Source organism: Acidovorax temperans, from assembly GCF_006716905.1.
Lineage (GTDB): Bacteria > Pseudomonadota > Gammaproteobacteria > Burkholderiales > Burkholderiaceae_C > Acidovorax > Acidovorax temperans.
Map to the genome: position 1 here is coordinate 866,928 of NZ_VFPV01000002.1, position 19,729 is coordinate 886,656.

Annotated in this window: 18 protein-coding genes; 2 read left to right on the top strand and 16 right to left on the bottom strand. The window is 65.4% G+C overall.

Translation table 11 applies throughout. The annotated features are described in order from the left end of the window. Positions 1–22: 22 nt before the first annotated feature. The 16 genes from BDD18_RS12265 to urtA all read right to left on the bottom strand — a co-directional run bounded on the left by BDD18_RS12265 (position 23) and on the right by urtA (position 15,230). The gene (locus tag BDD18_RS12265; protein WP_066784564.1) at positions 23–733 is read right to left on the bottom strand and encodes an urease accessory protein UreF; all 711 of its coding nucleotides are present in this window, start codon (positions 731–733) and stop codon (positions 23–25) included. A gap of 11 nt (positions 734–744) precedes the next feature. Beyond that, positions 745–1,434, bottom strand: coding sequence for an urease accessory protein UreE (ureE, locus tag BDD18_RS12270; protein WP_142083472.1), 690 nt, complete (start codon positions 1,432–1,434; stop codon positions 745–747). A gap of 79 nt (positions 1,435–1,513) precedes the next feature. Then, positions 1,514–3,232 carry an urease subunit alpha gene (gene ureC, locus BDD18_RS12275; RefSeq protein ID WP_142083474.1) on the bottom strand — a complete coding sequence of 573 codons (1,719 nt, stop codon included), beginning with the start codon at positions 3,230–3,232 and terminating at the stop codon, positions 1,514–1,516. A gap of 88 nt (positions 3,233–3,320) precedes the next feature. Next, positions 3,321–3,626, bottom strand: a complete 306-nt coding sequence (locus tag BDD18_RS12280) for an urease subunit beta (protein WP_066694813.1) — start codon at positions 3,624–3,626, stop codon at positions 3,321–3,323. A 22-nt stretch (positions 3,627–3,648) separates the two neighbouring features. Then, positions 3,649–4,263, bottom strand: a complete 615-nt coding sequence (locus BDD18_RS12285) for a HupE/UreJ family protein (RefSeq protein WP_142083476.1) — start codon at positions 4,261–4,263, stop codon at positions 3,649–3,651. A gap of 46 nt (positions 4,264–4,309) precedes the next feature. After that, positions 4,310–4,612 carry an urease subunit gamma gene (locus tag BDD18_RS12290; RefSeq protein ID WP_066694819.1) on the bottom strand — a complete coding sequence of 101 codons (303 nt, stop codon included), beginning with the start codon at positions 4,610–4,612 and terminating at the stop codon, positions 4,310–4,312. Between the two features lie 230 nt (positions 4,613–4,842). Further along, positions 4,843–6,522 carry a nitric oxide reductase activation protein NorD gene (locus BDD18_RS12295; protein WP_244939077.1) on the bottom strand — a complete coding sequence of 560 codons (1,680 nt, stop codon included), beginning with the start codon at positions 6,520–6,522 and terminating at the stop codon, positions 4,843–4,845. Beyond that, the gene (locus tag BDD18_RS12300; protein WP_211360749.1) at positions 6,506–7,330 is read right to left on the bottom strand and encodes a CbbQ/NirQ/NorQ/GpvN family protein; all 825 of its coding nucleotides are present in this window, start codon (positions 7,328–7,330) and stop codon (positions 6,506–6,508) included. Before BDD18_RS12300 ends, BDD18_RS12295 begins: the two co-directional genes overlap by 17 nt. Positions 7,331–7,390: 60 nt before the next feature. Beyond that, complete coding sequence (locus tag BDD18_RS12305) at positions 7,391–8,437, bottom strand: aliphatic amidase (RefSeq protein ID WP_054254879.1); 1,047 nt, start codon at positions 8,435–8,437, stop codon at positions 7,391–7,393. A 156-nt stretch (positions 8,438–8,593) separates the two neighbouring features. Continuing rightward, a complete protein-coding gene (locus tag BDD18_RS12310; protein WP_142083478.1) occupies positions 8,594–8,944 on the bottom strand; it encodes an FmdB family zinc ribbon protein in 351 nt (116 codons plus the stop codon). Between the two features lie 16 nt (positions 8,945–8,960). After that, the gene (gene fmdA, locus BDD18_RS12315) at positions 8,961–10,193 is read right to left on the bottom strand and encodes a formamidase (protein ID WP_066696757.1); all 1,233 of its coding nucleotides are present in this window, start codon (positions 10,191–10,193) and stop codon (positions 8,961–8,963) included. Between the two features lie 51 nt (positions 10,194–10,244). Continuing rightward, complete coding sequence (gene urtE, locus BDD18_RS12320) at positions 10,245–10,934, bottom strand: urea ABC transporter ATP-binding subunit UrtE (protein WP_044397000.1); 690 nt, start codon at positions 10,932–10,934, stop codon at positions 10,245–10,247. 19 nt (positions 10,935–10,953) lie between these two features. Next, positions 10,954–11,697, bottom strand: a complete 744-nt coding sequence (gene urtD / locus BDD18_RS12325; protein ID WP_044397001.1) for an urea ABC transporter ATP-binding protein UrtD — start codon at positions 11,695–11,697, stop codon at positions 10,954–10,956. A 17-nt stretch (positions 11,698–11,714) separates the two neighbouring features. Then, entirely contained in the window at positions 11,715–12,920 is a 1,206-nt protein-coding gene (urtC, locus tag BDD18_RS12330; RefSeq protein ID WP_142083479.1) for an urea ABC transporter permease subunit UrtC, read from the bottom strand. A 27-nt stretch (positions 12,921–12,947) separates the two neighbouring features. Then, positions 12,948–13,862, bottom strand: a complete 915-nt coding sequence (gene urtB / locus BDD18_RS12335) for an urea ABC transporter permease subunit UrtB (RefSeq protein WP_142083481.1) — start codon at positions 13,860–13,862, stop codon at positions 12,948–12,950. A gap of 90 nt (positions 13,863–13,952) precedes the next feature. Continuing rightward, complete coding sequence (gene urtA, locus BDD18_RS12340; RefSeq protein ID WP_066698459.1) at positions 13,953–15,230, bottom strand: urea ABC transporter substrate-binding protein; 1,278 nt, start codon at positions 15,228–15,230, stop codon at positions 13,953–13,955. A gap of 204 nt (positions 15,231–15,434) precedes the next feature. Between urtA and BDD18_RS12345 the strand changes: the two genes are divergently transcribed. Together BDD18_RS12345 and BDD18_RS12350 are read left to right on the top strand one after the other, a co-directional pair. After that, entirely contained in the window at positions 15,435–18,815 is a 3,381-nt protein-coding gene (locus BDD18_RS12345; protein WP_142083482.1) for a hybrid sensor histidine kinase/response regulator, read from the top strand. Then, positions 18,805–19,716 carry a response regulator transcription factor gene (locus BDD18_RS12350; RefSeq protein ID WP_066698448.1) on the top strand — a complete coding sequence of 304 codons (912 nt, stop codon included), beginning with the start codon at positions 18,805–18,807 and terminating at the stop codon, positions 19,714–19,716. The genes BDD18_RS12345 and BDD18_RS12350 overlap by 11 nt, the downstream gene beginning before the upstream one ends. Positions 19,717–19,729: the final 13 nt, after the last annotated feature.

The window sequence follows — 19,729 nt, forward strand, 5'->3', positions numbered from 1 at the left end:
GCTTGCGCTGATCCTGCTTGCGCTAGGAGCGAAAAAGTCTTGAATATTGCACTTCGTGCTGGGCGCTCAGAATGGCCAGCATGGGCGAAAACGCCTGGCGCTCGCTGTCCATCAGGCTGGCGGCGTGGTCTGCGGCCAGCGGAATGGCCGCAGCCAGCCGGGCCAGGATGCGCTGGCCTGCGCTTTGGCCCAGTTGCATGGATTTGAGTGCGGCCTGCACCATGTTCTCGGCCCAGCCAAAGGCGTAGGCCAGCAGCACTTCGCGTACCGGGGCCTGGGTGATGGATGCGGCCAGGGCGAAGGCCACGGGGTAGGTGGGGGGCAGGGCGGCCAGGTGCCGCACGGCGGGCATCAGGGCCTCGTCGCCTTGGTACTGGTTGCGCAGCCAGTCGGCCATGGACCGGCCCATTTGCTCGGTCTGCAGGCGCAGCTCGCTGGTTTCGCGGGTGTGGAGCACCCAGTCGTTGAGTTCTTTCACATGCCCCATGTCGCCGCGCCGCCAAGCGCCCACGGCCTTGGCGATGAGGGCCATGTCGCCGCGCGCCTGGGTGATGTGGAGCTGATCCAGCAGCCAGTCGCCCACGGCGGCTTCGCTGGCGAGGCCCGCGTTTTCAATGGCGCTTTCCAGCCCTTCGGAGTAAGAGAACCCACCCACGGGCAGCGCGGGCGAGGCCAGCCACATCAGCTGCAAGAAGCTGGCGGCAGGCAGAGGCGTGGGGCGGTCCAGGCGCATGGAGCGGGGGGTCAGTGGTCGTGGTTGCAGTCGGGGCCGTGCACATGCCCCTGGGCCACTACGGGGATGGACACGGTGCGCCCACGGGCCGGGGCTGTGGCGGGCGCAGCTGCATGGCTGTGTTCGTGGGTATGTCCATGATCGTGGGTATGGTCATGGTCATGGTCATGTGAGTGGCCCTGGCCGTGACCGTGGTGATGATCGTCGCCATGTCCATGCCCCCCATGGCTGTGTCCACCACCATGCCCTGCTGCATAAGCACCGCCTTCGGGCTCAAACGCCATGTTCTGCTCCGTCACGATCAGGTGCATCGCGCGCAGCATGTCGGCCAGCACATGGTCGGGTTCGATTTTGAGGTGGTCGGGCTGCAGCTCGATGGGCACATGGCGGTTGCCCAGGTGGTAGGCGGCGCGGGTCAGGTCGAACGGCGTACCGTGGTGTTGGCAGTGGGTAATGACCAGCACCGGCTGGGGCGCTGCAATCACGCGGACCATGGAGCCGTCTTCGGCCACCAGCACATCGCCGCCGCGCACCAGCGTGCCGCGTGGCAGGAAGATGCCGAGTTCGCGCCCGGCCGAGTCGGTGGCGGCAAAGCGGCTTTTCTGGCGCACGTCCCAGTCGAGTTCGACGGTGGTGGCGCGCTTGAGCAGGACGGGCGCAAGACCTTGGCCCTGGGGGAGAAGTTTGGAGACTTGGAGCATGGGTTTCCGTCGCAACAGGCAATCAACAAAACGCGCATTGTGGCCCCGGCATGTGCGGTGCGTGGGCGGCCTGCGTTGCTCAGAACAAAAAGTACCGCTGCGCCATGGGCAGCACCGTGGCGGGCTCGCAGGTGAGCAGCTGGCCGTCGGCGCGCACGGTGTAGGTCTGCGCGTCCACCTCCATCTTGGGGGCGTAGCTGTTGTGCACCATGTGCTGCTTGCGCACGCCACGGATATTGCGCACCGCGCTGAGCGTCTTGCGCAGGCCAAAGCGCTCGCCAATGCCTGCGGTCAGCCCCGCTTGCGACACAAAGGTGAGCGAGGTCTTGGCAATGGCCCCGCCAAACGCGCCGAACATGGGGCGGTAGTGCACGGGCTGGGGCGTGGGGATGGAAGCATTCGGGTCGCCCATCGCGGCCATGGCGATCAGCCCGCCTTTGAGGATGAGCGCAGGTTTGACGCCAAAGAAAGCGGGCTTCCAGATCACGATGTCGGCCCATTTGCCGACTTCGAGCGAGCCCACCTCGTGGGCAATGCCGTGCGCAATGGCGGGGTTGATGGTGTACTTGGCCACGTAGCGCTTGATGCGCGTGTTGTCGTTCCGGGCGTTGTCGCCTTGCAGGCTGCCGCGCTGCACCTTCATCTTGTGCGCGGTTTGCCAGGTGCGCAGGATGACTTCGCCCACCCGGCCCATGGCCTGGCTGTCGCTGCTCATCATGCTGATGGCACCCAGGTCGTGCAGGATGTCTTCGGCGGCGATGGTCTCTTTGCGGATACGGCTTTCGGCAAAGGCCAGGTCCTCCGCAATGCTGGCATCGAGGTGGTGGCAGACCATGAGCATGTCCACATGCTCGTCCAGCGTGTTGTGCGTGTAGGGCATGGTGGGGTTGGTGGACGATGGCAAGAAGTTGTCTTCGCCCACCACGCGCAGGATGTCTGGCGCGTGCCCGCCGCCCGCGCCTTCGGTGTGGAAGGCGCAGATGCCGCGCCCGGCCACGGCGGCGATGGTGTTCTCCACAAAGCCTGATTCGTTGAGCGTGTCGCTGTGGATGGCGACCTGCGTGTCGGTTTCGTCCGCCACATCCAGGCAGTTGCTGATGGCCGAGGGCGTGGTGCCCCAGTCTTCGTGCAGCTTGAGGCCAATGGCACCTGCGTTGATCTGCTCGTGCAGCGCATCGGGCAGGCTGGCGTTGCCCTTGCCGAGGAAGCCCAGGTTCATGGGGAAGGCATCGGCCGCCTGCAGCATGCGCTCCATGTTGAAGGGGCCGGACGTGCAGGTGGTGGCCAGCGTGCCGGTGGCGGGGCCGGTGCCGCCGCCCAGCATGGTGGTCACGCCGCTGGCCAAGGCCTCTTCAATCTGCTGCGGGCAGATGAAGTGGATGTGGCTGTCGATGCCGCCCGCGGTGACGATGTTGCCCTCGCAGCTGATGACCTCGGTGCCGGGGCCGATGATGATGTCCACGCCCGGCTGTGTGTCGGGGTTGCCTGCCTTGCCAATGGCCGCGATGCGGCCCGCTTTGAGGCCGATGTCGGCCTTGAAGATGCCGGTGTGATCGACAACAAGCGCATTGGTCAGCACGGTATCCACAGCGCCCTGGGCATTGCTGCGCTGACTTTGCGCCATGCCGTCGCGGATGGTCTTGCCGCCGCCAAATTTCACCTCTTCGCCGTAGCTGCCTGCGCGCAGGGTGTAGTCGGCTTCGACTTCGAGGATCAGCTCGGTGTCGGCCAGGCGCAGCCGGTCGCCCACGGTGGGGCCGAACATTTCGGCATAGGCGCGTCGTCCAATGGTTGCCATGGGGGTGCTCCGCTAGAACGGTTTACTATGGTTTTGATAGCTGCTCGCGCTTATCCAATAAGCGCTAGAGGTCGATTTGTTTCAATGTTCAAAGCGCGCCCTGCGTCAGGCCCTGAAAGCCATACACCTTGCGCTCGCCTGCGTAGTCCACCAGCTCCACGGTGCGCTCCTGCCCGGGCTCAAAGCGCACGGCGGTGCCCGAGGCAATGTTCAGCCGCATGCCGCGTGCAGCGGCGCGGTCAAAGCCCAGGGCGTTGTTCGTTTCGGCAAAGTGGTAGTGCGAGCCGACCTGGATGGGCCGGTCGCCGGTGTTGCGCACCACCAGCGTGACGGTGCGGCGGCCCGCGTTGAGCACGTGCTCGCCGGGTTCGGTGATGAGTTCGCCGGGGATCATGAAGGCTCCTTGCAGGGAGGGCTCAGGCCATTTGCGCCAGCAGCACGCCACCAAACGCTGCAACACCTGCGCCAGCAGCGCGGGCCAGCCACACATGGCGGTGGCGCAGCGCCCAGCCCGCAGCCAGGCCTGCGCTGTGCAGCAGCACGGTAGCCGTGAGCATGCCCGCCAATGTTTGCCAGGCGCTGGCGCTGCCTGCCAGCTCAAAGCCATGGGCCACGCCGTGGAAGACGGCAAACACGCCCACACCCAGCGCCGCCACCAGCCCGGGCACGCGCAGGCGCGACACGACCAGCAAGCCGGTGATCAGCAGCGACGCGGCAATCATCGGCTCCACCGCTGGCAGCACCACGCCCTGCAGGCCCAGCACTGCGCCCACCAGCAGCATGGCCGCAAAGCCCACGGGGCCCCATAGCAGGTCGCGCCCGGCGCTGCGGGCGGCCAGTGCGCTCCACAGGCCCACGGCCACCATGGCAGCCAGGTGGTCCAGACCGAACAGGGGATGGGCCAAGCCGCTCAGAAAGCTGTTGTGGATGTGCGATTCAGCGCCTGTATGGGCGCTGGCGCCCGTGCTGATTGCGCTGGCAGCTATTAAAAAAAGAGCGGCTGTGTGGCGGTGTGAGAAGGCGATGCGCATGGGGGCTCCACAGAGAGAAGAGGGGGGATAGAAAGTAGAAGGGGGTTCAGACGATCGGCTGGTGTACGGTGACCAGCTTGGTGCCATCGGGAAAGGTGGCCTCGACCTGGATGTCCGGAATCATCTCGGGGATGCCGTCCATCACATCGTCACGCGTGAGCACGGTGCGGCCTTCGCTCATGAGCTGCGCCACGGTCTTGCCGTCGCGTGCGCCTTCCATCACGGCGGCGCTGATCAGGGCCACCGCCTCGGGGTAGTTGAGCTTCAGCCCCCGGGCCTTGCGGCGCTCGGCCAGCAGGGCGGCGGTGAAGATCAGCAGCTTGTCTTTTTCGCGGGGAGTCAGTTCCATATCGCTTCGCTTCCACATCAGACCGCGCGGCTGTCAAGGCAGGCCGAACGCGGGGGCGGTTCCATGGCGCTCGTTCATGCAATTGCCGTGCCGCCTTCTTGTGGCCGCCAGGGCGCCCGCGGGATGGCGAGGCCGCGGGCACGCCCGTGCTTGGTGCGCACGCCAGCGCGCACCACAGTGGTGCTGCGCACCATGTTGGAGTGCAAGACGAGGTGGGTTAATGCCGGGGCTCAGCGTGCTGCCAGTCGGTCGTAGAGTTCGCCCAACTGGCGCGGCAACTGGGCGGCGGTCAGGGCCACGCGGTAGTTACGCCAGCCGAAGATGCGGCGTACGTAGGCGTCAGCCCCGGGGTCGACCACCAGGCCATGGCACTGCACGCCCAGGCGCCGCGCGGCCAGCACGGCGGCGCGGGCATCCTCGGTCAGGTAGCGGGCATCGAACATGTCGATGTCCGACGGTGCGCCGTCGGTGATGAGCACGATGGCGCGCGGGCCGGCGGGCTCGGCCAGCAGGCAGCGCGTGGCATGGCGCAGCGCAGCGCCGATGCGGGTGGACCCGGCAGCGCGGGTGCCCAGGATGCGCTGGGTGTGCGCCGCATCCAGCGGCGTGCCGAAGTCCAGCAGCCGCAGGTATTGCACCGCAGCGCGGGTGTTGGAGGCAAAGCCGTGGATGGCGATGCGGTCGTGCCCGGCCTGGGCGGCACGCGCCAGCAGCAGCGCTGCCTGCTGCTCGACGGCCAGCAAGGGCTGCGTGCTGCCGGCGGCAACGTCGCCGGTGGAGGCCGACAGGTCGAGCAACACCAGCACGCTGCAGCGCGGCGCCTCGATGCCGGGGCGCACGAACAACCGCCCATCGGGAGCCAGCGCCAGGCGCCGTTCCACCTGCACATCGATGGCGGCGTCGAGATCGAGGTCTTCACCTTCCCACTGCCGGCGCAGGCGCTGGTTGCGGCTCAGACGGCGCCGGCTGCGCCAGGGCGTGGCGGGCTCGGCGGCGGGCGGCAAGCCGTGAAGTGTTGCGGCCGGGGGCACTACCTCGCGCACGGTGCACCAGTCGGTGCGTTCGCGCTGCAGGCGGTAGTCCCATTCCGGGTAGAGGTGGCAGATGCCCTCGTCGATGGGTTGTTCTTCGGCATCGGTCGGCGGAGTGTCGGCCACTGACGCGTCGGCGGGCGGGGGTGGCGCGGCGGGTACCTGCAGCGCTTCGGTGGTGTCGTCGGCCGTGGCGCCGTGTTGCCAGAGGTAGCTATGGTCGTCGCGGTAGGCGGCCGGCACCACGCACTGCTGCGGGTCTAGCCGCACGCGCATCTGGCCCAGGTCGTTGGCGAGGATGGAGGCCAGGCGCCGGAAGGCGGCGTGGTCCGCCAGACCGTGGTCATGGCGGGTGGCGGCAAACAGTGTGCGGCCCTTGTGCACCCAGTGGTTGCCGTCGGCGTAGTGGCCGTCGAGCAGCGCGCGGCCCAGGCGGGCCAGCAGGCTGGGCACGTCCAGCCCGTGCGGGTCGTGCGCCGGCTGGGCCTGCAGGAACCAGCGGCGCACGCCGGGCAGGCGCTGCATCAACAGCGCTTCAACGCGCGCATCCTCGACCATTGACGCCACGGCCAGGCCCAGTGGCTTGAGCGTGCCCGCAGACTGGGCCTGTGACGAATACAGCAGGTGCGCCGCTGCGTGGGCAATGGCCGCGCGTGCCAGCGTGGCATCCTGCATGACCGCCGCTGGCAGCAGCAGGTGCGTCGTACTGAGCACGGCGCGCGGAGCCGCAGACGGCGATGGGGAGGCGCCGGCCAGTGTTTGCAGCGTGAGCGTGCGCCGGCTCAGGCCACCGAGCAGCAGGCCCAGCGCGGCAAGGGTGGGCGTGTCAGCGTCGGCCCGGTACATCGCGGTACATCGCGGCTCAGGGGAAGTGGGCATCCACGAGCTGGCGCAACGCGGCCAGCAGGTCCGGGTCGTCGGTCAGCGCGCGCGTCATTGTCATCTCGCAGCTGTCGCGCGGGGCCACGCCGTCGCGGATCAGGATGCCGGCATAGATGAGCATACGGGTGGAGATGCCTTCGTCCAGGCCCTGCTGGCGCAGCGCACGCGAGCCCTGCGCCACGCCGACCAGTTGCGCGGCCAGCGCGGCGTCGATACCAGCCTCGTGCGCCACGATCTCGGTTTCCACCGTCGCGTCGGGGTAGTCGAACTCCAGCGCCGCGAAGCGCTGGCGCGTGGACGGCTTCATGTCCTTGGCCGCGCTCTGGTAGCCCGGGTTGTAGGAGACCACGAGCTGGAAGTCCGGGTGGGCGTGCACCAGCTCGCCCTTGCGGTCCAGCGGCAGCATGCGGCGCGCGTCGGTCAGCGGGTGGATGACCACCGTGGTGTCCTGGCGCGCCTCCACCACCTCGTCGAGGTAGCAGATCGCGCCATGGCGCGCCGCCAGCGTGAGCGGCCCGTCGTGCCAGCGCGTGCCGTCGGCGTCGAGCAGCCAGCGACCCACCAGGTCGGCCGCCGTCATGTCCTCGTTGCAGGCCAGTGTCACCAGCGGGCGGCCGAGCGTCCAGGCCATGTACTCCACGAAGCGTGTCTTGCCGCAGCCGGTCGGCCCCTTGAGGATGAGCGGCAGGCGGTGGGCGTAGGCGTGCTGGTACAGAGCCACCTCGCCACTGCATGGGCGGTAGTAGGGTGCTTCGTTGATGCGGTAGGCCGCGAGCGGATCGGAGACAGGGACAGGAGCAGACACGGCGCAGCCTCGGGACAACAGGGGACATGCCGGCCCGGGCTGCGGGCCGGCGGTGGTAGCTCAGCGGTGGCTGGGGGCTTCGTTCGGAATGCCGTCAATCGGGCACTCGGCCGTGCCGACGGTGGAGCGCGTGAACGACTCGACCTGCTTGCGTGTGCCTTCGGGGTCGCTGATCCACTTGCCGTAGAACTCATACGGGCAGGCGGCTACCCCCTTGGCGTCATCCCCGCTTTCGCCGGAATTGATCTTGCCGGTGTAGCCACGGTGCAGCAGCTTGAACAGGTGGTTCTCGCTCTGGCCGTTCTTGCGGAAGTCGCGGATCAGGCTCTTGGACAGCGCTGCATACTGCACGCCCATTTCCTCTTCCCCGCATTCACCCAGCGTGCGGCCGTCGAAGCCGATGAGCGCGCTGTGGCCGAAGTAGCTGTAGACGCCATCCCAGCCGGTGGCGTTGGCCACGGCCACGTAGCTGTTGTTGGCCCAGGCCATGGCCTTGGCCATCAGCACCTGCTGGTCTTTGGCCGGGTACATGTAACCCTGGCAGCGCACGATGAGTTCGGCGCCCTTCATGGCGCAGTCGCGCCAGATCTCGGGGTAGTTGCCGTCGTCGCAGATGATGAGACTGACCTTCAGGCCCTTGGGGCCTTCGCTCACATAGGTGCAGTTGCCGGGGTACCAGCCTTCGATCGGCACCCAGGGCATGATCTTGCGGTACTTCTGCACGATCTCGCCCTGGTCGTTCATCAGGATGAGTGTGTTGTAGGGCGCCTTGTTCGGGTGCTCTTCATGGCGTTCGCCGGTGAGCGAGAAAACGCCCCAGACCTTGGCCTTGCGGCAGGCCTCGGCAAAGATGGCGGTCTCCTCGCCCGGCACGGCGGCGGCGGTGTCGTACATCTCCTTGGCGTCGTACATGATGCCGTGGGTGCTGTACTCGGGGAAGATCACCAGGTCCATACCGGGCAGGCCCTGCTTCATGCCGACCACCATGTCGGCGATCTTGCGTGCATTGGCCAGCACTTCGGCCTTGGTGTGCAGGCGCGGCATCTTGTAGTTGACAACGGCAACGCCGACGGTGTCGTTGCTGCTGGAAATATCGCCGTGGATCATGTCTTTACTCCTTCGGAGTGAGTGTTTCGTTTATTGGGTTGGTATGAGAGGCCGCTTTTTCCACCCCCTATCCCCCCCGCCCTTTCCACCCCTGCGGGGGGATAGGGAGGGGAAGAAGAGGCGCACATAAAGAAGCACGACGGCAAAGAAGAAACCTCAGTGACTGATCATCCAAGGCCGCTTGGAGGGAAAGGCCTTGGCGCCATTGGGCGCCGTCACCGTGGCCCCATGCTTGCCGCTGGTCGAGCAACAGCCACACCCTGCCGGGTGCTTGAGCCGCCCGTACGAGCCATCGCGCGAGGAACGCGGGGCATGCGATGCCCGTTCGTTGGTCTCGTGCGCGCGGCGCGTCTCGCTGCTCAGGCAGGCCAGGCGTGGTGCGGCCACGAACACGCGCGTGGAGGCAGTGCCGCAGTCCGGGCAGCTGCAAGGCTCATCGCGCTGCGACAGGCTGCGCAGCGCTTCGAAGCCGCCGCAGGCCGGACAGGCGTAGTCATAGGTGGGCATGCAGGGCTCCTGGGGCTTACTTCTTGTCGGGTGAGATCGGCATCTGCACGCTGCCGTCGATGAACTTCACCGGGCCGGCCGCCGTGGGGTTGATGTCGAAGTCGAAGATCTCGGTTGGCAGCCACAGCGTGGCGCAGGCGTTGGGCACGTCCACCACACCGCTGATGTGGCCCTGCACCGGCGCTGTGCCGAGGATGGAGTAGGCCTGGGCGCCGCTGTAGCCGAACTTCTTCAGGTATTCGATGGCGTTCAGGCAGGCCTGGCGGTAGGCCACGGTCACATCCAGGTAGTGCTGCTTGCCTTGCTCGTCGACCGAGACACCTTCGAAGATCAGGTAGTCCTTGTAGTTGGGCGTGATCGGGCTGGGCTTGAAGATCGGGTTCTTGATACCGTACTTGGCCACGCCGCCCTTGATGAGGTTGACGCGCATGTGGACCCAGCCTGCCATCTCGATAGCACCGCAGAAGGTGATCTCACCGTCGCCCTGGCTGAAGTGCAGGTCGCCCACGCTCAAGCCGCCGCCATCCACATAGACCGGGAAGAAGATGCGCGAGCCGCGCGACAGGTCCTTGATGTCGCAGTTGCCACCGTGCTCGCGAGGCGGCACGGTGCGTGCGCCTTCGGCGGCCACTCTGTTGGCAACATCCCCCTGGGCCTTGCCGCAGTGCGCGGTGGCCGCAAAGGGTGGGTTGGCCAGGCTGGGCACTCGGTCGGGGTCGGTGGCGATCAGTTCGGCCTCGCGCTTGTTCCACTCGTCGAGCATCTTCTTGTCGGGCAGGCAGCCGATCAGACCCGGGTGGATCAGGCCGGCGTATTCCACGCCCGGCACGTGGCGGCTCTTGGTGAACATACCGTTGAAGTCCCAGATCGACTTCTGCGCCAGGGGGAAGTGGTCCGTCAGGAAGCCGCCGCCGTTCTGCTTGCTGAAAAAGCCGTTGAAGCCCCACTGGCTGTCGTCCCTGGCGCCGATGTCCAGCAGGTCCACCACCAGCAGGTCGCCAGGTTCTGCGCCCTGCACGCCCACCGGGCCTGAGAGGTAGTGCACGGTGGTGAGGTCGACGTCACGCACGTCGTCCGCACTGTCGTTGTTTTTGATATAGCCGCCGGTCCAGTCGTAGGTCTCGAGGATGAAGTCGTCGCCTGGCTTGACCCACACGGCAATCGGGATGTCCGGGTGCCAGCGGTTGTGCACCAGCGGGTTGCTGGGGGCGGGTTGGGTCAGATCAACTTTGATGAGGGTGTCAGCCATGGCGATGCTCCTTGAGGACGAAAGAAAACGGATGGATCAAAGGGATGGATTTCAGACAGAGAGATAGGACTTGATGCGATTGACGTCGGTCTGCTCGCGCAGCGTCTCGTGCACGAGGCGGCCGCCTTCGATGACGAACAGGCGGTCGGCCACGTCCATGGCAAAGGACAGCACCTGCTCGGACACAACGATGGTGATCTCGCGCAACTTGCGGATCTCGTTAAGCGCTTTGGCGATGTCCTTGATGATGGAAGGCTGGATGCCTTCGGTCGGTTCGTCGAGCAGCAGCACCTTGGGGTCGGTAACCAAGGCGCGGGCAATCGCCAGCTGCTGCTGCTGCCCGCCCGAGAGGTTGCCGCCCTTGCGCCGGCGCATGTCCCACAGCACGGGGAACAGCGCGTAGATCTCGTCCGGAATCTGCTTGGTTCTGGAGTTCTCCAGGCCGGTCTGGATGTTTTCCTCCACCGTGAGGGTGGGGAAGATCATGCGACCCTGAGGCACGTAGGCAATGCCCTTGGCGACGCGCTTGTAGCTTTCGTCTTTCGAGACGTCCTGGCCCGCGACTTCGATGCGACCGGACTTCAGCGGCAGCACACCCATGAGGCTCTTGAACAGCGTGGTCTTGCCCATGCCATTGCGGCCCATGATGGCAACCGTCTCGTTCTTGTGTCCTTCGAAGGAGATGCCGTGCAGCGCTTCGCTCTGGCCATAGGCCGTGTACATGTCGGTGACTTTGAGCATGGTGTGTTCTCCGGTGAAATCAGTGGCCCAGGTAGACGTCGATCACTTTGGGGTCGGCCTGTACGGCTTCCATGGAGCCCTCGGCGAGGATCTTTCCCTGGTGCATCACAGTGACCTTGTGCGCGATCTGCTTGACGAACTCCATGTCGTGCTCGATCACGATCACCGAGCGGCCTTTGCAGATGCGCTTGAGCAGCTCGGCTGTCAGCTCGCGCTCGCGGGCGCTCATCCCGGCAATGGGCTCGTCGAGCATCAGTAGCTCGGGCTCCTGCATCAGCAGCATTCCGATCTCCAGCCACTGCTTCTGACCATGCGAGAGCAGGCCGGATTCCATCTCCAAGGCGTCGGCCAGGCCGATCTCCTCGGCAACTACCTGCACGCGCGCCTTCACCTCGTCGGTGCGTTTGAAGCCGAGGGCGCCGAAGACCGAGCGACCGGCGGGGTAAGACACCTCAAGGTTCTGGAAGACGGAGAGGTTTTCGTAGATCGAGGGGGTCTGGAACTTGCGGCCGATGCCGCGGCGCACGCGGATGTGCTCGTCCAGCCCGGTGAGTTCCTCGTTCCTGAATTTGATGCTGCCGCTGCTGGCCTTGGTCTTGCCACAGATCAGATCCAGCAGCGTGGTCTTGCCCGCGCCGTTGGGGCCAATGATCACGCGCAGCTCGTTCTTGTCGATATAGAGGGTCAGGCTGTCGATGGCCTTGAAGCCGTCGAAAGAGACCGTCAGGTCTTCAATGGCCACGGCGAAGTCGGTGTTGCTCATGATGGACTCCTGGGGTTTCAGGCGTTTTGGCCCGTGGGGGTGGCATGCAGCGGATGCACAGTACTCGGCGCGTTGATGTCGTCAGTGGGGGGCGCCGGCGTGGCAGCATCGCGCGCTACGGCCGCGCGGATGGCCAGGCGTTCGGCCTGCTTGCGCGACCACCAGGGTTTGACTTTCTTCTCCCACACGCCAGCCAGCCCGTCGGGGAAGGCCATGGTCACGCCGATGAACAGCCCGGCCATCAGGAACAGCCAGAGGTCGGGGAAGCTCTCGGAGAAGTAGGTCTTGCCGAAGTTCACCAGCAGTGCGCCGTAGACCGCGCCCACCAGGCTCATGCGCCCGCCCACGGCGGCGTAGATCACCATCTCGATCGAGGGAACGATGCCCACGAAAGACGGCGACATGAAGCCCACCTGTAGCGTGAACAGTGCCCCTCCGATACCGGACAGCGCGGCCGCCAGGCAGAACACGAAGACCTTGAACATGGCCACGTCGTAGCCCGAGAAGCGCACCCGGTCTTCCTTGTCGCGCATGGCCAGCAGCAGGGTGCCCAGCTTGCTCTTCTGCACCCAAAGGCACAGTGCGATGCTGCCCAGCAGCAGCAGGGCGCAGACGTAGTAGAGGATGTACTTGGCGCTGTCGGTGCGGATGTCCCAGCCCAGCAGCGTCTTGAGGTCGGTCATACCGTTGACGCCGCCCGTGTAGCCCTGCTGGCCGATGATGAGCACCGTGAGGATCAGCGCCACCGCCTGGGTGATGATGGCGAAGTACACACCGCCCACGCGTCGCTTGAACATGGCGTAGCCGATGATGAAAGCCAGCAGCGTGGGAATGGCGACGACGGCAATCAGCGCGAAAGGCAGGTGCTCGAAGGGCTGCCACCACAGGGGCAGCTCTGTGAGCTGGTTCCAGTCCATGAAGTCTGGGATGCCGGGCGTGGACTGGATCTTGGTGCTCTCGGGGTCGGAGGCCTCCAGCTTGAGGAACATGGCCATGGCGTAGCCGCCCAAGCCGAAGAAGACCCCCTGGCCCAGGCTCAGCACGCCGCCATAGCCCCAGAGCATGACCAGGCCCAGCGCCACGAAGGCGTAGGTCAGGTACTTGCCCACCAGGTTGAGACGGAAGATGTCGAAGGCGAGCGGGAAGAGGACCAGCAGCACGACGGCCAGGACGAGCACGCTGCTCAGCCCCTTGCTGTTGATCCATGCGGTGAACTTGTTCATGGTAGGACTCCAGAATTGAGGGCAGGATCAGCGGCGCACCTTGCTGGCGAACAGGCCCTGCGGGCGGATCATCAGAATCACGACGATCAGCGACAGCGTGAGCACCTTGGCCATGGAGCCACTGATGAAGAACTCGCTGATGGACTGCGTCTGCGCGATGCCGAAGGCGGATACCACGGTGCCCAGCAGGCTGGCGGCACCACCAAAAGTCACCACCAGGAAGGAATCGACGATGTAGAGCGAGCCGCTGGTCGGCCCCGTAGAGCCGATGGTGGTGAAGGCTGCCCCCGCCACACCAGCGATGCCGCAACCGATGGCGAAGGTCAGGCGGTCGGTCTTGCTGGTGTTGATGCCGATGGCGTTGGCCATGGTGCGGTTGCTCACCGTGGCGCGCACCCGCAGGCCCCAGCGGCTCTTGTAAAGGGCAAGTAGAACGCCGCAGGTGACCAGCAGCGTCAGGCCCAGCACAAACAGGCCGTTGATCGGAATGTCCAACCCCGGGGCCGGAGCCCAAGAGCCCATCAGCCATTCGGGCAGCGCAGGGCTGACTTCCTTGGGACCGATGGCTGAACGGAACACCTGCTGGATGGCCAGGCTCAGGCCCCAGGTGGCCAGTAGCGTGTCCAGCGGGCGCTTGTAGAGAAAGCGGATCAGGCCCCACTCCACCAGCCAGCCGACGATGAAGGCCAAGATGAAGGCCACACCGATGGACAGCGGGAAGTAGTAGGGCATAAAGCCGGGTGCGAACTTCTCTGTCAGCGTGGAAAAGAGAAAGACCGTGTAGGCGCCGATGGTCATGAACTCGCCGTGGGCCATGTTGATCACGCCCATCTGGCCGAAGATGATGGCCAGGCCCAGGCCCATGAGCAGCAGCACCGAGAACAGACTGAGTCCTGCGAAGCCCTGCATGAGGGCGATGTTGAGCATTTCCGAAAATTCCATGGCGTCACCTGTCTGTCTGAGAACAAGGGTGGCGGCCATCCGTTGCTGCAACCATGGCCGCCACCGGCACCCCCTCGCGGGGATTCCTGCTTACTGATAGCCCTTCGGGAACGGATCGGGCTCGATCAGGTTGGGCGACTCGGCCACCACCTTGAAGGTGCCGTCCTTGTTACCCATGGCGATGCGCGACTTGCTCCACAGGTGGTGGTTCTGGTGCACCTTGACATAGCCTTCGGGTGCGGTTTTGAGCTCGATGCCTGGCGAGGCGGCCACCACCTTGTCAACGTCGAAACTGCCCGCCTTCTCGACGGCGGCTTTCCACAGCCAGGGCCCCAGGTAGCCCGCCTGCGTGACGTCGCCGATGACGGCGTCCTTGCCGTACTTGGCCTTGAAGGCTTCGACGAACTTCTTGTTGTTTTCGTTGTCCAGGGTCTGGAAGTACTTCATCGAGCTGTAGAAGCCGGCAAAGTTTTCGCCGCCCACGCCCGTCATCTCGTCTTCGGTGACCGACAGCGTCAGCAGGAACTGCTTGTCGCCGGTGATGCCGGCGGCCTTGAGCTGCTTGTAGAAGGCCACGTTGGAGCCGCCCACCACGGCGGCAAAGATGCAGTCCGGCTTGGCCACCTTGATCTTGTTGATCAGTGAGTTGAAGTTGGTGTTGCCCAGCGGGTAGTACTCCTCGCCAACCACCTTGCCCAGTTTGGCCACGCTCTCGATGTGCTTGCGCGCGATCTTCATCGAGGTACGCGGCCAGATGTAGTCCGAGCCGACCAGGAAGAAGGTCTTGGCCTTCTTCTCCTTCGCGCCCCAGTCCAGGCCGTAGATGATCTGCTGCGTGGCTTCCTGACCGGTGTAGATCACGTTCTTGGACTGCTCCAGGCCTTCGTAGAAGGTGGGGTAGTAGAGCAGGCCGTTTTCCTTCTCGAAGATCGGCAGTACGGCCTTGCGCGAGGCGCTGGTCCAGCAACCGAAGACCGCGGCCACATGGTCGTTGACCAGCAGCTTCTTCGACTTTTCTGCGAAGGTTGGCCAGTCGGAGGCGCCGTCTTCCTTGATGACGCGGATCTTGCGGCCCAGGATGCCGCCCATGGCGTTAATTTGGTCAATGGCCAGCTGCTCGGCCTGGATGGAACCGGTTTCAGAGATGGCCATGGTGCCGGAAGACGAGTGCAACTGGCCTACCACCACCTCGGTGTCGGTCACGGCAAGCTTGGTCGTGTTGACCTTGGCGGTGGGAAACTGCTGGGCCATGGCTATGCCGGGCAGACCGACCACGGACATGGCGCCCATGGCCTGCAGAAGGCGGCGGCGCTGCAGGTCGGCGGCAGCAGACGGGTGGAGCAGGGACGGATCGGTCTGGTCTTTCATGGGGCACTCCTGAAGAGAAGAGTTGGGAACCAAGAACACCTGCGGGAGGTGCTGGGCGACACGGCGTCACCACGGCCTTGAGATTAGGGACAACCCTCTCCACGGCCCATACGTCAATTGACGTACGCGGGCTGCGCGCATCGCTGAGTACGGTTCTTGCGTGTGCACTGGTATTGACAGTGCATGCACCAAAAAAGCGCAGGCATGAACCACGCACCACAAAAGATCTTTCGCATCCGCCGCGACTACAACTCCTGGGTAGCCAACGAGACGTTGGAGGACTACGCGCTGCGCTACACGCCCCAGAGTGCACGCAAATGGAGTGAGCTGCGCGTGGCCAACACAGCCTTGGGCGGCGTGTCCTTTCTGGCGCTGGAGGCCATCGGCGGCGCCATCGCGCTGAACTACGGCTTTTCCAACGCGCTCTGGGCCATATTGGTCATGGGCCTGGTCACCTTCCTCACGGGTCTGCCCATTGCCGTCTATGCGGCACGCTATGGGCTGGACATGGATCTGCTCACGCGCGGCGCTGGCTTCGGCTACCTGGGCTCTACCGTCACCTCGCTCATCTACGCCAGCTTCACCTTCATCTTCTTCGCCCTGGAGGCGGCCATCATGGCGCTGGCGCTGCAGCTGGTGCTGGACTGGCCGCTGGTGTGGTGCTATGTACTGTCCTCGCTGGTCATCATCCCCATGGTGCTGCACGGCATCACCTTCATCTCCCGTCTGCAGGCCTGGACCCAGCCGCTGTGGGTGGTGCTGCTGCTGTGGCCCTTCGCATGGTTTGCGCTGGCCCAGCCCGATTTCTACGTGCAGTTCACCGGCCTGTCCGGACTGACCTCGGGCAGCAACGACTTCGAGCCGCTGATGTTCGGCGCTGCCGCCGCGGTGACCTTCGCGCTCGTGCTGCAGATCGGCGAGCAGGTGGACTACCTGCGCTTCATGCCTGCACGCACCTCGGCCAACCGCTGGCGCTGGTGGGGCGCAGTGCTCGTGGCGGGCCCGGGCTGGATCTTGCCGGGCATGCTCAAGATGCTGGGCGGGGCCTTTCTGGCCTTCGTCGCGCTGCAGTACGGCACATCGCCGCTGCACGCTGCCGAGCCCACGCAGATGTACCTGGTGGGCTACCTGCGCTCACTGAGCGACCCCACAGCTGCGCTGCTGCTCACGGTGTTGTTCGTGGTGATCTCGCAGGTCAAGATCAACGTCACCAACGCCTATGCCGGCTCACTGGCATGGAGCAACTTCTTCGCGCGGCTCACGCGCAGCCACCCGGGCCGCGTGGTCTGGCTGGTGTTCAACGTCATCATCGCCATGCTGCTCATGACGCTGGGCGTCTTCGGCGCGCTCGAGCGCGTGCTGGGCCTGTACGCCAACGTGGCCATCGCCTGGGTGGGCGCGCTGGTCGCGGACCTGGTCATCAGCAAGCCGCTGGGTCTGAGTCCCAAGGGCGTGGAGTTCCGCCGCGCTTACCTCTACGACATCAACCCTGTGGGCCTGGGTGCGATGGGACTGGCCGTGGTGCTCTCGGTCGTGGCCCACTTCGGCTGGCTGGGCGAATACGCTGCCGCCTTCGCGCCCTTCATCGCGCTCTTCACCGCCATGGTCACGGCGCCGCTGCTGGCCTGGGCCACCCGGGGGCGCTACTACCTTGCGCGCCGCGATCCTTCGCCCTGGCAGGTCGGTGAACTCGTGCGCTGCAGCGTCTGCGAAAACCCGTTCGAGAGCACCGACATGGCTGCCTGCCCGGCCTACGGTGCGCCGATCTGCTCGCTGTGCTGTTCGCTCGAATCACGCTGCCATGATCGCTGCAAGACCCAGGCGCGCGCGGCTGACCAGGTGCGCGCCGCGCTCGCAGCCATCCTGCCACCCAGCCTGAACAACCGCTTCAACTTCCGCGTCGGCCAGTACTTCACGGTCTTCCTCTCCCTTTGCGCCGTCATGGCCTTTGTGCTGGGTGTGGTCTACATGCAGGAGAGCCTGACCGCGCCGCCCGACGCGTTGCGCGGACCCTTCGTCAAGGTGTTTTCGCTGCTTGCTCTGCTGGCCGCAGTGTGGGCCTGGTGGCTGGTGCTGGCCAACGAAAGCCGGCGCATGGCGCACGACGAATCTGAGCGACAGACCCAGTTGCTGCAAAAGGAAATCGACGCCCACCAGCGCACCGACGCCGCGCTGCAAAGCGCCAAGGAGGTGGCTGAGAACGCCAGCCAAGCCAAGACACGTTATGTGGCAGGTATGACGCACGAGCTGCGCACGCCCCTCAACAGCATCCTGGGCTATTCGCAAATCCTGCTGCGCAGCGGCGAGCTTCAGGGCAGCGCGCGCGAGGCCGTCACGACCATCCAGCAAAGCGGCCAGCACATGCACGCACTGATCGACGGCCTGCTGGACCTGGCTCGCATCGAGGCAGGCCGCCTGAGGCTGGACCCAGCGCCGCTGCCCTTCCAGGAATTCCTCTCCGAACTGGCGCGCATGGTGCAGCCCCAGGCCGAGGGCAAGGGCCTCGCGTTCCGCCTCGAAACCCAGGGCCGCGTACCCGCTTGGGTGCAGGCCGACGCCAAGCGCCTGCGCCAGATCCTCATCAACCTGCTGGGCAACGCTGTGCGCTTCACCAACCGGGGTGCTGTCGTGCTGCGCGTGGACTGCCGACACGAAGTGGTGCGCTTCGAGGTGGAAGACACTGGCATCGGCATCGCCCCGCAAGACCAGGAGCGCATCTTCCAGCCCTTCGAGCGCGGCAGCGCCGGACGGCGTGCCAGCGAAGCGGGAACCGGCCTGGGCCTGACCATCACCAGTCTGCTCACCAGCCTCATGGGCGGTGAGCTCACACTGCGCAGCGCCGTGGGCAAGGGCAGCACCTTCAGCGTGCGCCTGTATTTGCGCGAGATCAAGGCCCCGGTCGCGCGCACCCTGCGCCACCTGCGTCCCATCGTCGGCTACCTCGACCCTCGCCGCACCTTGCTCGTGGTGGACGACCAGCCCATCCAGCGGCAGCTGCTGGCCAGCCTGCTGCTGCCGCTGGGCTTCATCATGCGCGAGGCAGCCAGCGGCCGCGAATGCCTGGAGATCTTGCAGCAGCACCGGCCCGATGCGGTACTGCTCGACATCAACATGGACGACCTCAACGGCTGGCAGACCGCGCAACTCATCCGCAGCAATGTCGAGCCCGACTTGCCGATCATCTTCGTCTCGGCCGACCCGTTCGAGAACCGACCCGAGCTGCTGGAAGCCGTTGGCTGCCAGGGTTTCGTGAGCAAGCCAGTGATCGAATCCGAGCTGCTGGACCTGCTGGCGCGGGTCCTGCAGCTGGAGTGGGTGCACGAGCACAACCTGCCGCACACCCCTGAAGTCCCATCGGTGAAGCGGGAGTCGGAAGACAAGTTGCCACTGCCAGATGAACTGCGCCACCGTCTGATCGGCCTGGCTCGCATGGGCAATGCCAGTGGCTTGCGTGGCCTGCTGCGCAGCAGTGCCGAGCAGGAGCCGGCGATTGCGGAAGTGCTGCAAAGCCTGACGGTGCACGTGGACCGTTTTGACTTCTCTGCCCTGATCGAACGCCTGAAAGATACCGAAGATGAAAGCTGAACCCGTCATGCCGCCTGCAGTCTCCAGCGTCGTGCTGGTGGTGGACGACGCGCCCGACACCCTGCGCATGCTTTGCGATGCGCTGGCAATCGACGGCTACACCGTGCTGGTGGCGCGCGACGCCATCGAGGCGCTGGAGCGCTTCGAAATGGCCGTCCCCGACGCCGTGCTGCTCGACGCCATCATGCCGGGCGAGAACGGTTTTGCTCTGTGCCGCCGCCTCAAGTCCGAACCCTCCTGGGCCCACGTGCCAGTGATCTTCATGACTGGCTTGGCCGAGACTGAACAAATCGTTGAAGGGTTTGCCAGCGGCGGAGTGGACTATGTGGTCAAGCCGCTGAAGATTCCCGAGGTGCTGGCACGCTTGGCCACCCACCTGCGCAATGCGCATGTCAGCCGGCTGGCGCGCGAGGCAGTGGATGTGGCCGGACTTGGTGTAGTGTTGCTCGACAGCCAGGGTCGCATCGCCTGGCGTTCGCCGCAGGCCATGCACTGGCTGGAAGAAGCGCTGGGCCCGCAGGACGACGCGACGCCGCTAAAGGGCTGGTTGCAGGCTGCCATCACGCAGGGTGAGACGTTAACCCCGCTGCCCAACGGCAGCCAGTTGCAGGCCCAATACCTAGGGCAGACCGGCCCGGGCGAGACCATGATCCTGTTGCGCCAGGGCGGTCCCGCAGTGAATGCGGCACACAAACGCCTGGTTGGCGCAGTCCTCACACCACGTGAGACCGAGGTGCTGTCCTGGCTCGCCAAGGGCAAGACCAATCGCGACATTGCCGACATCCTCGGCATGAGCCCGCGCACGGTGAACAAACACCTGGAGCACATCTTCGAGAAGCTGGGGGTGGAAACGCGCACGGCGGCAGCGGCGATCGCGAGCAGCCTGCTGCAGGACGCCTGAGCCGGGGATTCCA

Bases quoted from the DNA above. Each gene is read 5' to 3' on its own strand.
- BDD18_RS12265 (WP_066784564.1), bottom strand. From the start codon at position 733: ATGCGCCTGGACCGCCCCACGCCTCTGCCTGCCGCCAGCTTCTTGCAG.
- ureE (WP_142083472.1), bottom strand. From the start codon at position 1,434: ATGCTCCAAGTCTCCAAACTTCTCCCCCAGGGCCAAGGTCTTGCGCCC.
- ureC (WP_142083474.1), bottom strand. From the start codon at position 3,232: ATGGCAACCATTGGACGACGCGCCTATGCCGAAATGTTCGGCCCCACC.
- BDD18_RS12280 (WP_066694813.1), bottom strand. From the start codon at position 3,626: ATGATCCCCGGCGAACTCATCACCGAACCCGGCGAGCACGTGCTCAAC.
- BDD18_RS12285 (WP_142083476.1), bottom strand. From the start codon at position 4,263: ATGCGCATCGCCTTCTCACACCGCCACACAGCCGCTCTTTTTTTAATA.
- BDD18_RS12290 (WP_066694819.1), bottom strand. From the start codon at position 4,612: ATGGAACTGACTCCCCGCGAAAAAGACAAGCTGCTGATCTTCACCGCC.
- BDD18_RS12295 (WP_244939077.1), bottom strand. From the start codon at position 6,522: ATGCCCACTTCCCCTGAGCCGCGATGTACCGCGATGTACCGGGCCGAC.
- BDD18_RS12305 (WP_054254879.1), bottom strand. From the start codon at position 8,437: ATGATCCACGGCGATATTTCCAGCAGCAACGACACCGTCGGCGTTGCC.
- BDD18_RS12310 (WP_142083478.1), bottom strand. From the start codon at position 8,944: ATGCCCACCTATGACTACGCCTGTCCGGCCTGCGGCGGCTTCGAAGCG.
- fmdA (WP_066696757.1), bottom strand. From the start codon at position 10,193: ATGGCTGACACCCTCATCAAAGTTGATCTGACCCAACCCGCCCCCAGC.
- urtE (WP_044397000.1), bottom strand. From the start codon at position 10,934: ATGCTCAAAGTCACCGACATGTACACGGCCTATGGCCAGAGCGAAGCG.
- urtD (WP_044397001.1), bottom strand. From the start codon at position 11,697: ATGAGCAACACCGACTTCGCCGTGGCCATTGAAGACCTGACGGTCTCT.
- urtC (WP_142083479.1), bottom strand. From the start codon at position 12,920: ATGAACAAGTTCACCGCATGGATCAACAGCAAGGGGCTGAGCAGCGTG.
- urtB (WP_142083481.1), bottom strand. From the start codon at position 13,862: ATGGAATTTTCGGAAATGCTCAACATCGCCCTCATGCAGGGCTTCGCA.
- urtA (WP_066698459.1), bottom strand. From the start codon at position 15,230: ATGAAAGACCAGACCGATCCGTCCCTGCTCCACCCGTCTGCTGCCGCC.
- BDD18_RS12345 (WP_142083482.1), top strand. From the start codon at position 15,435: ATGAACCACGCACCACAAAAGATCTTTCGCATCCGCCGCGACTACAAC.
- BDD18_RS12350 (WP_066698448.1), top strand. From the start codon at position 18,805: ATGAAAGCTGAACCCGTCATGCCGCCTGCAGTCTCCAGCGTCGTGCTG.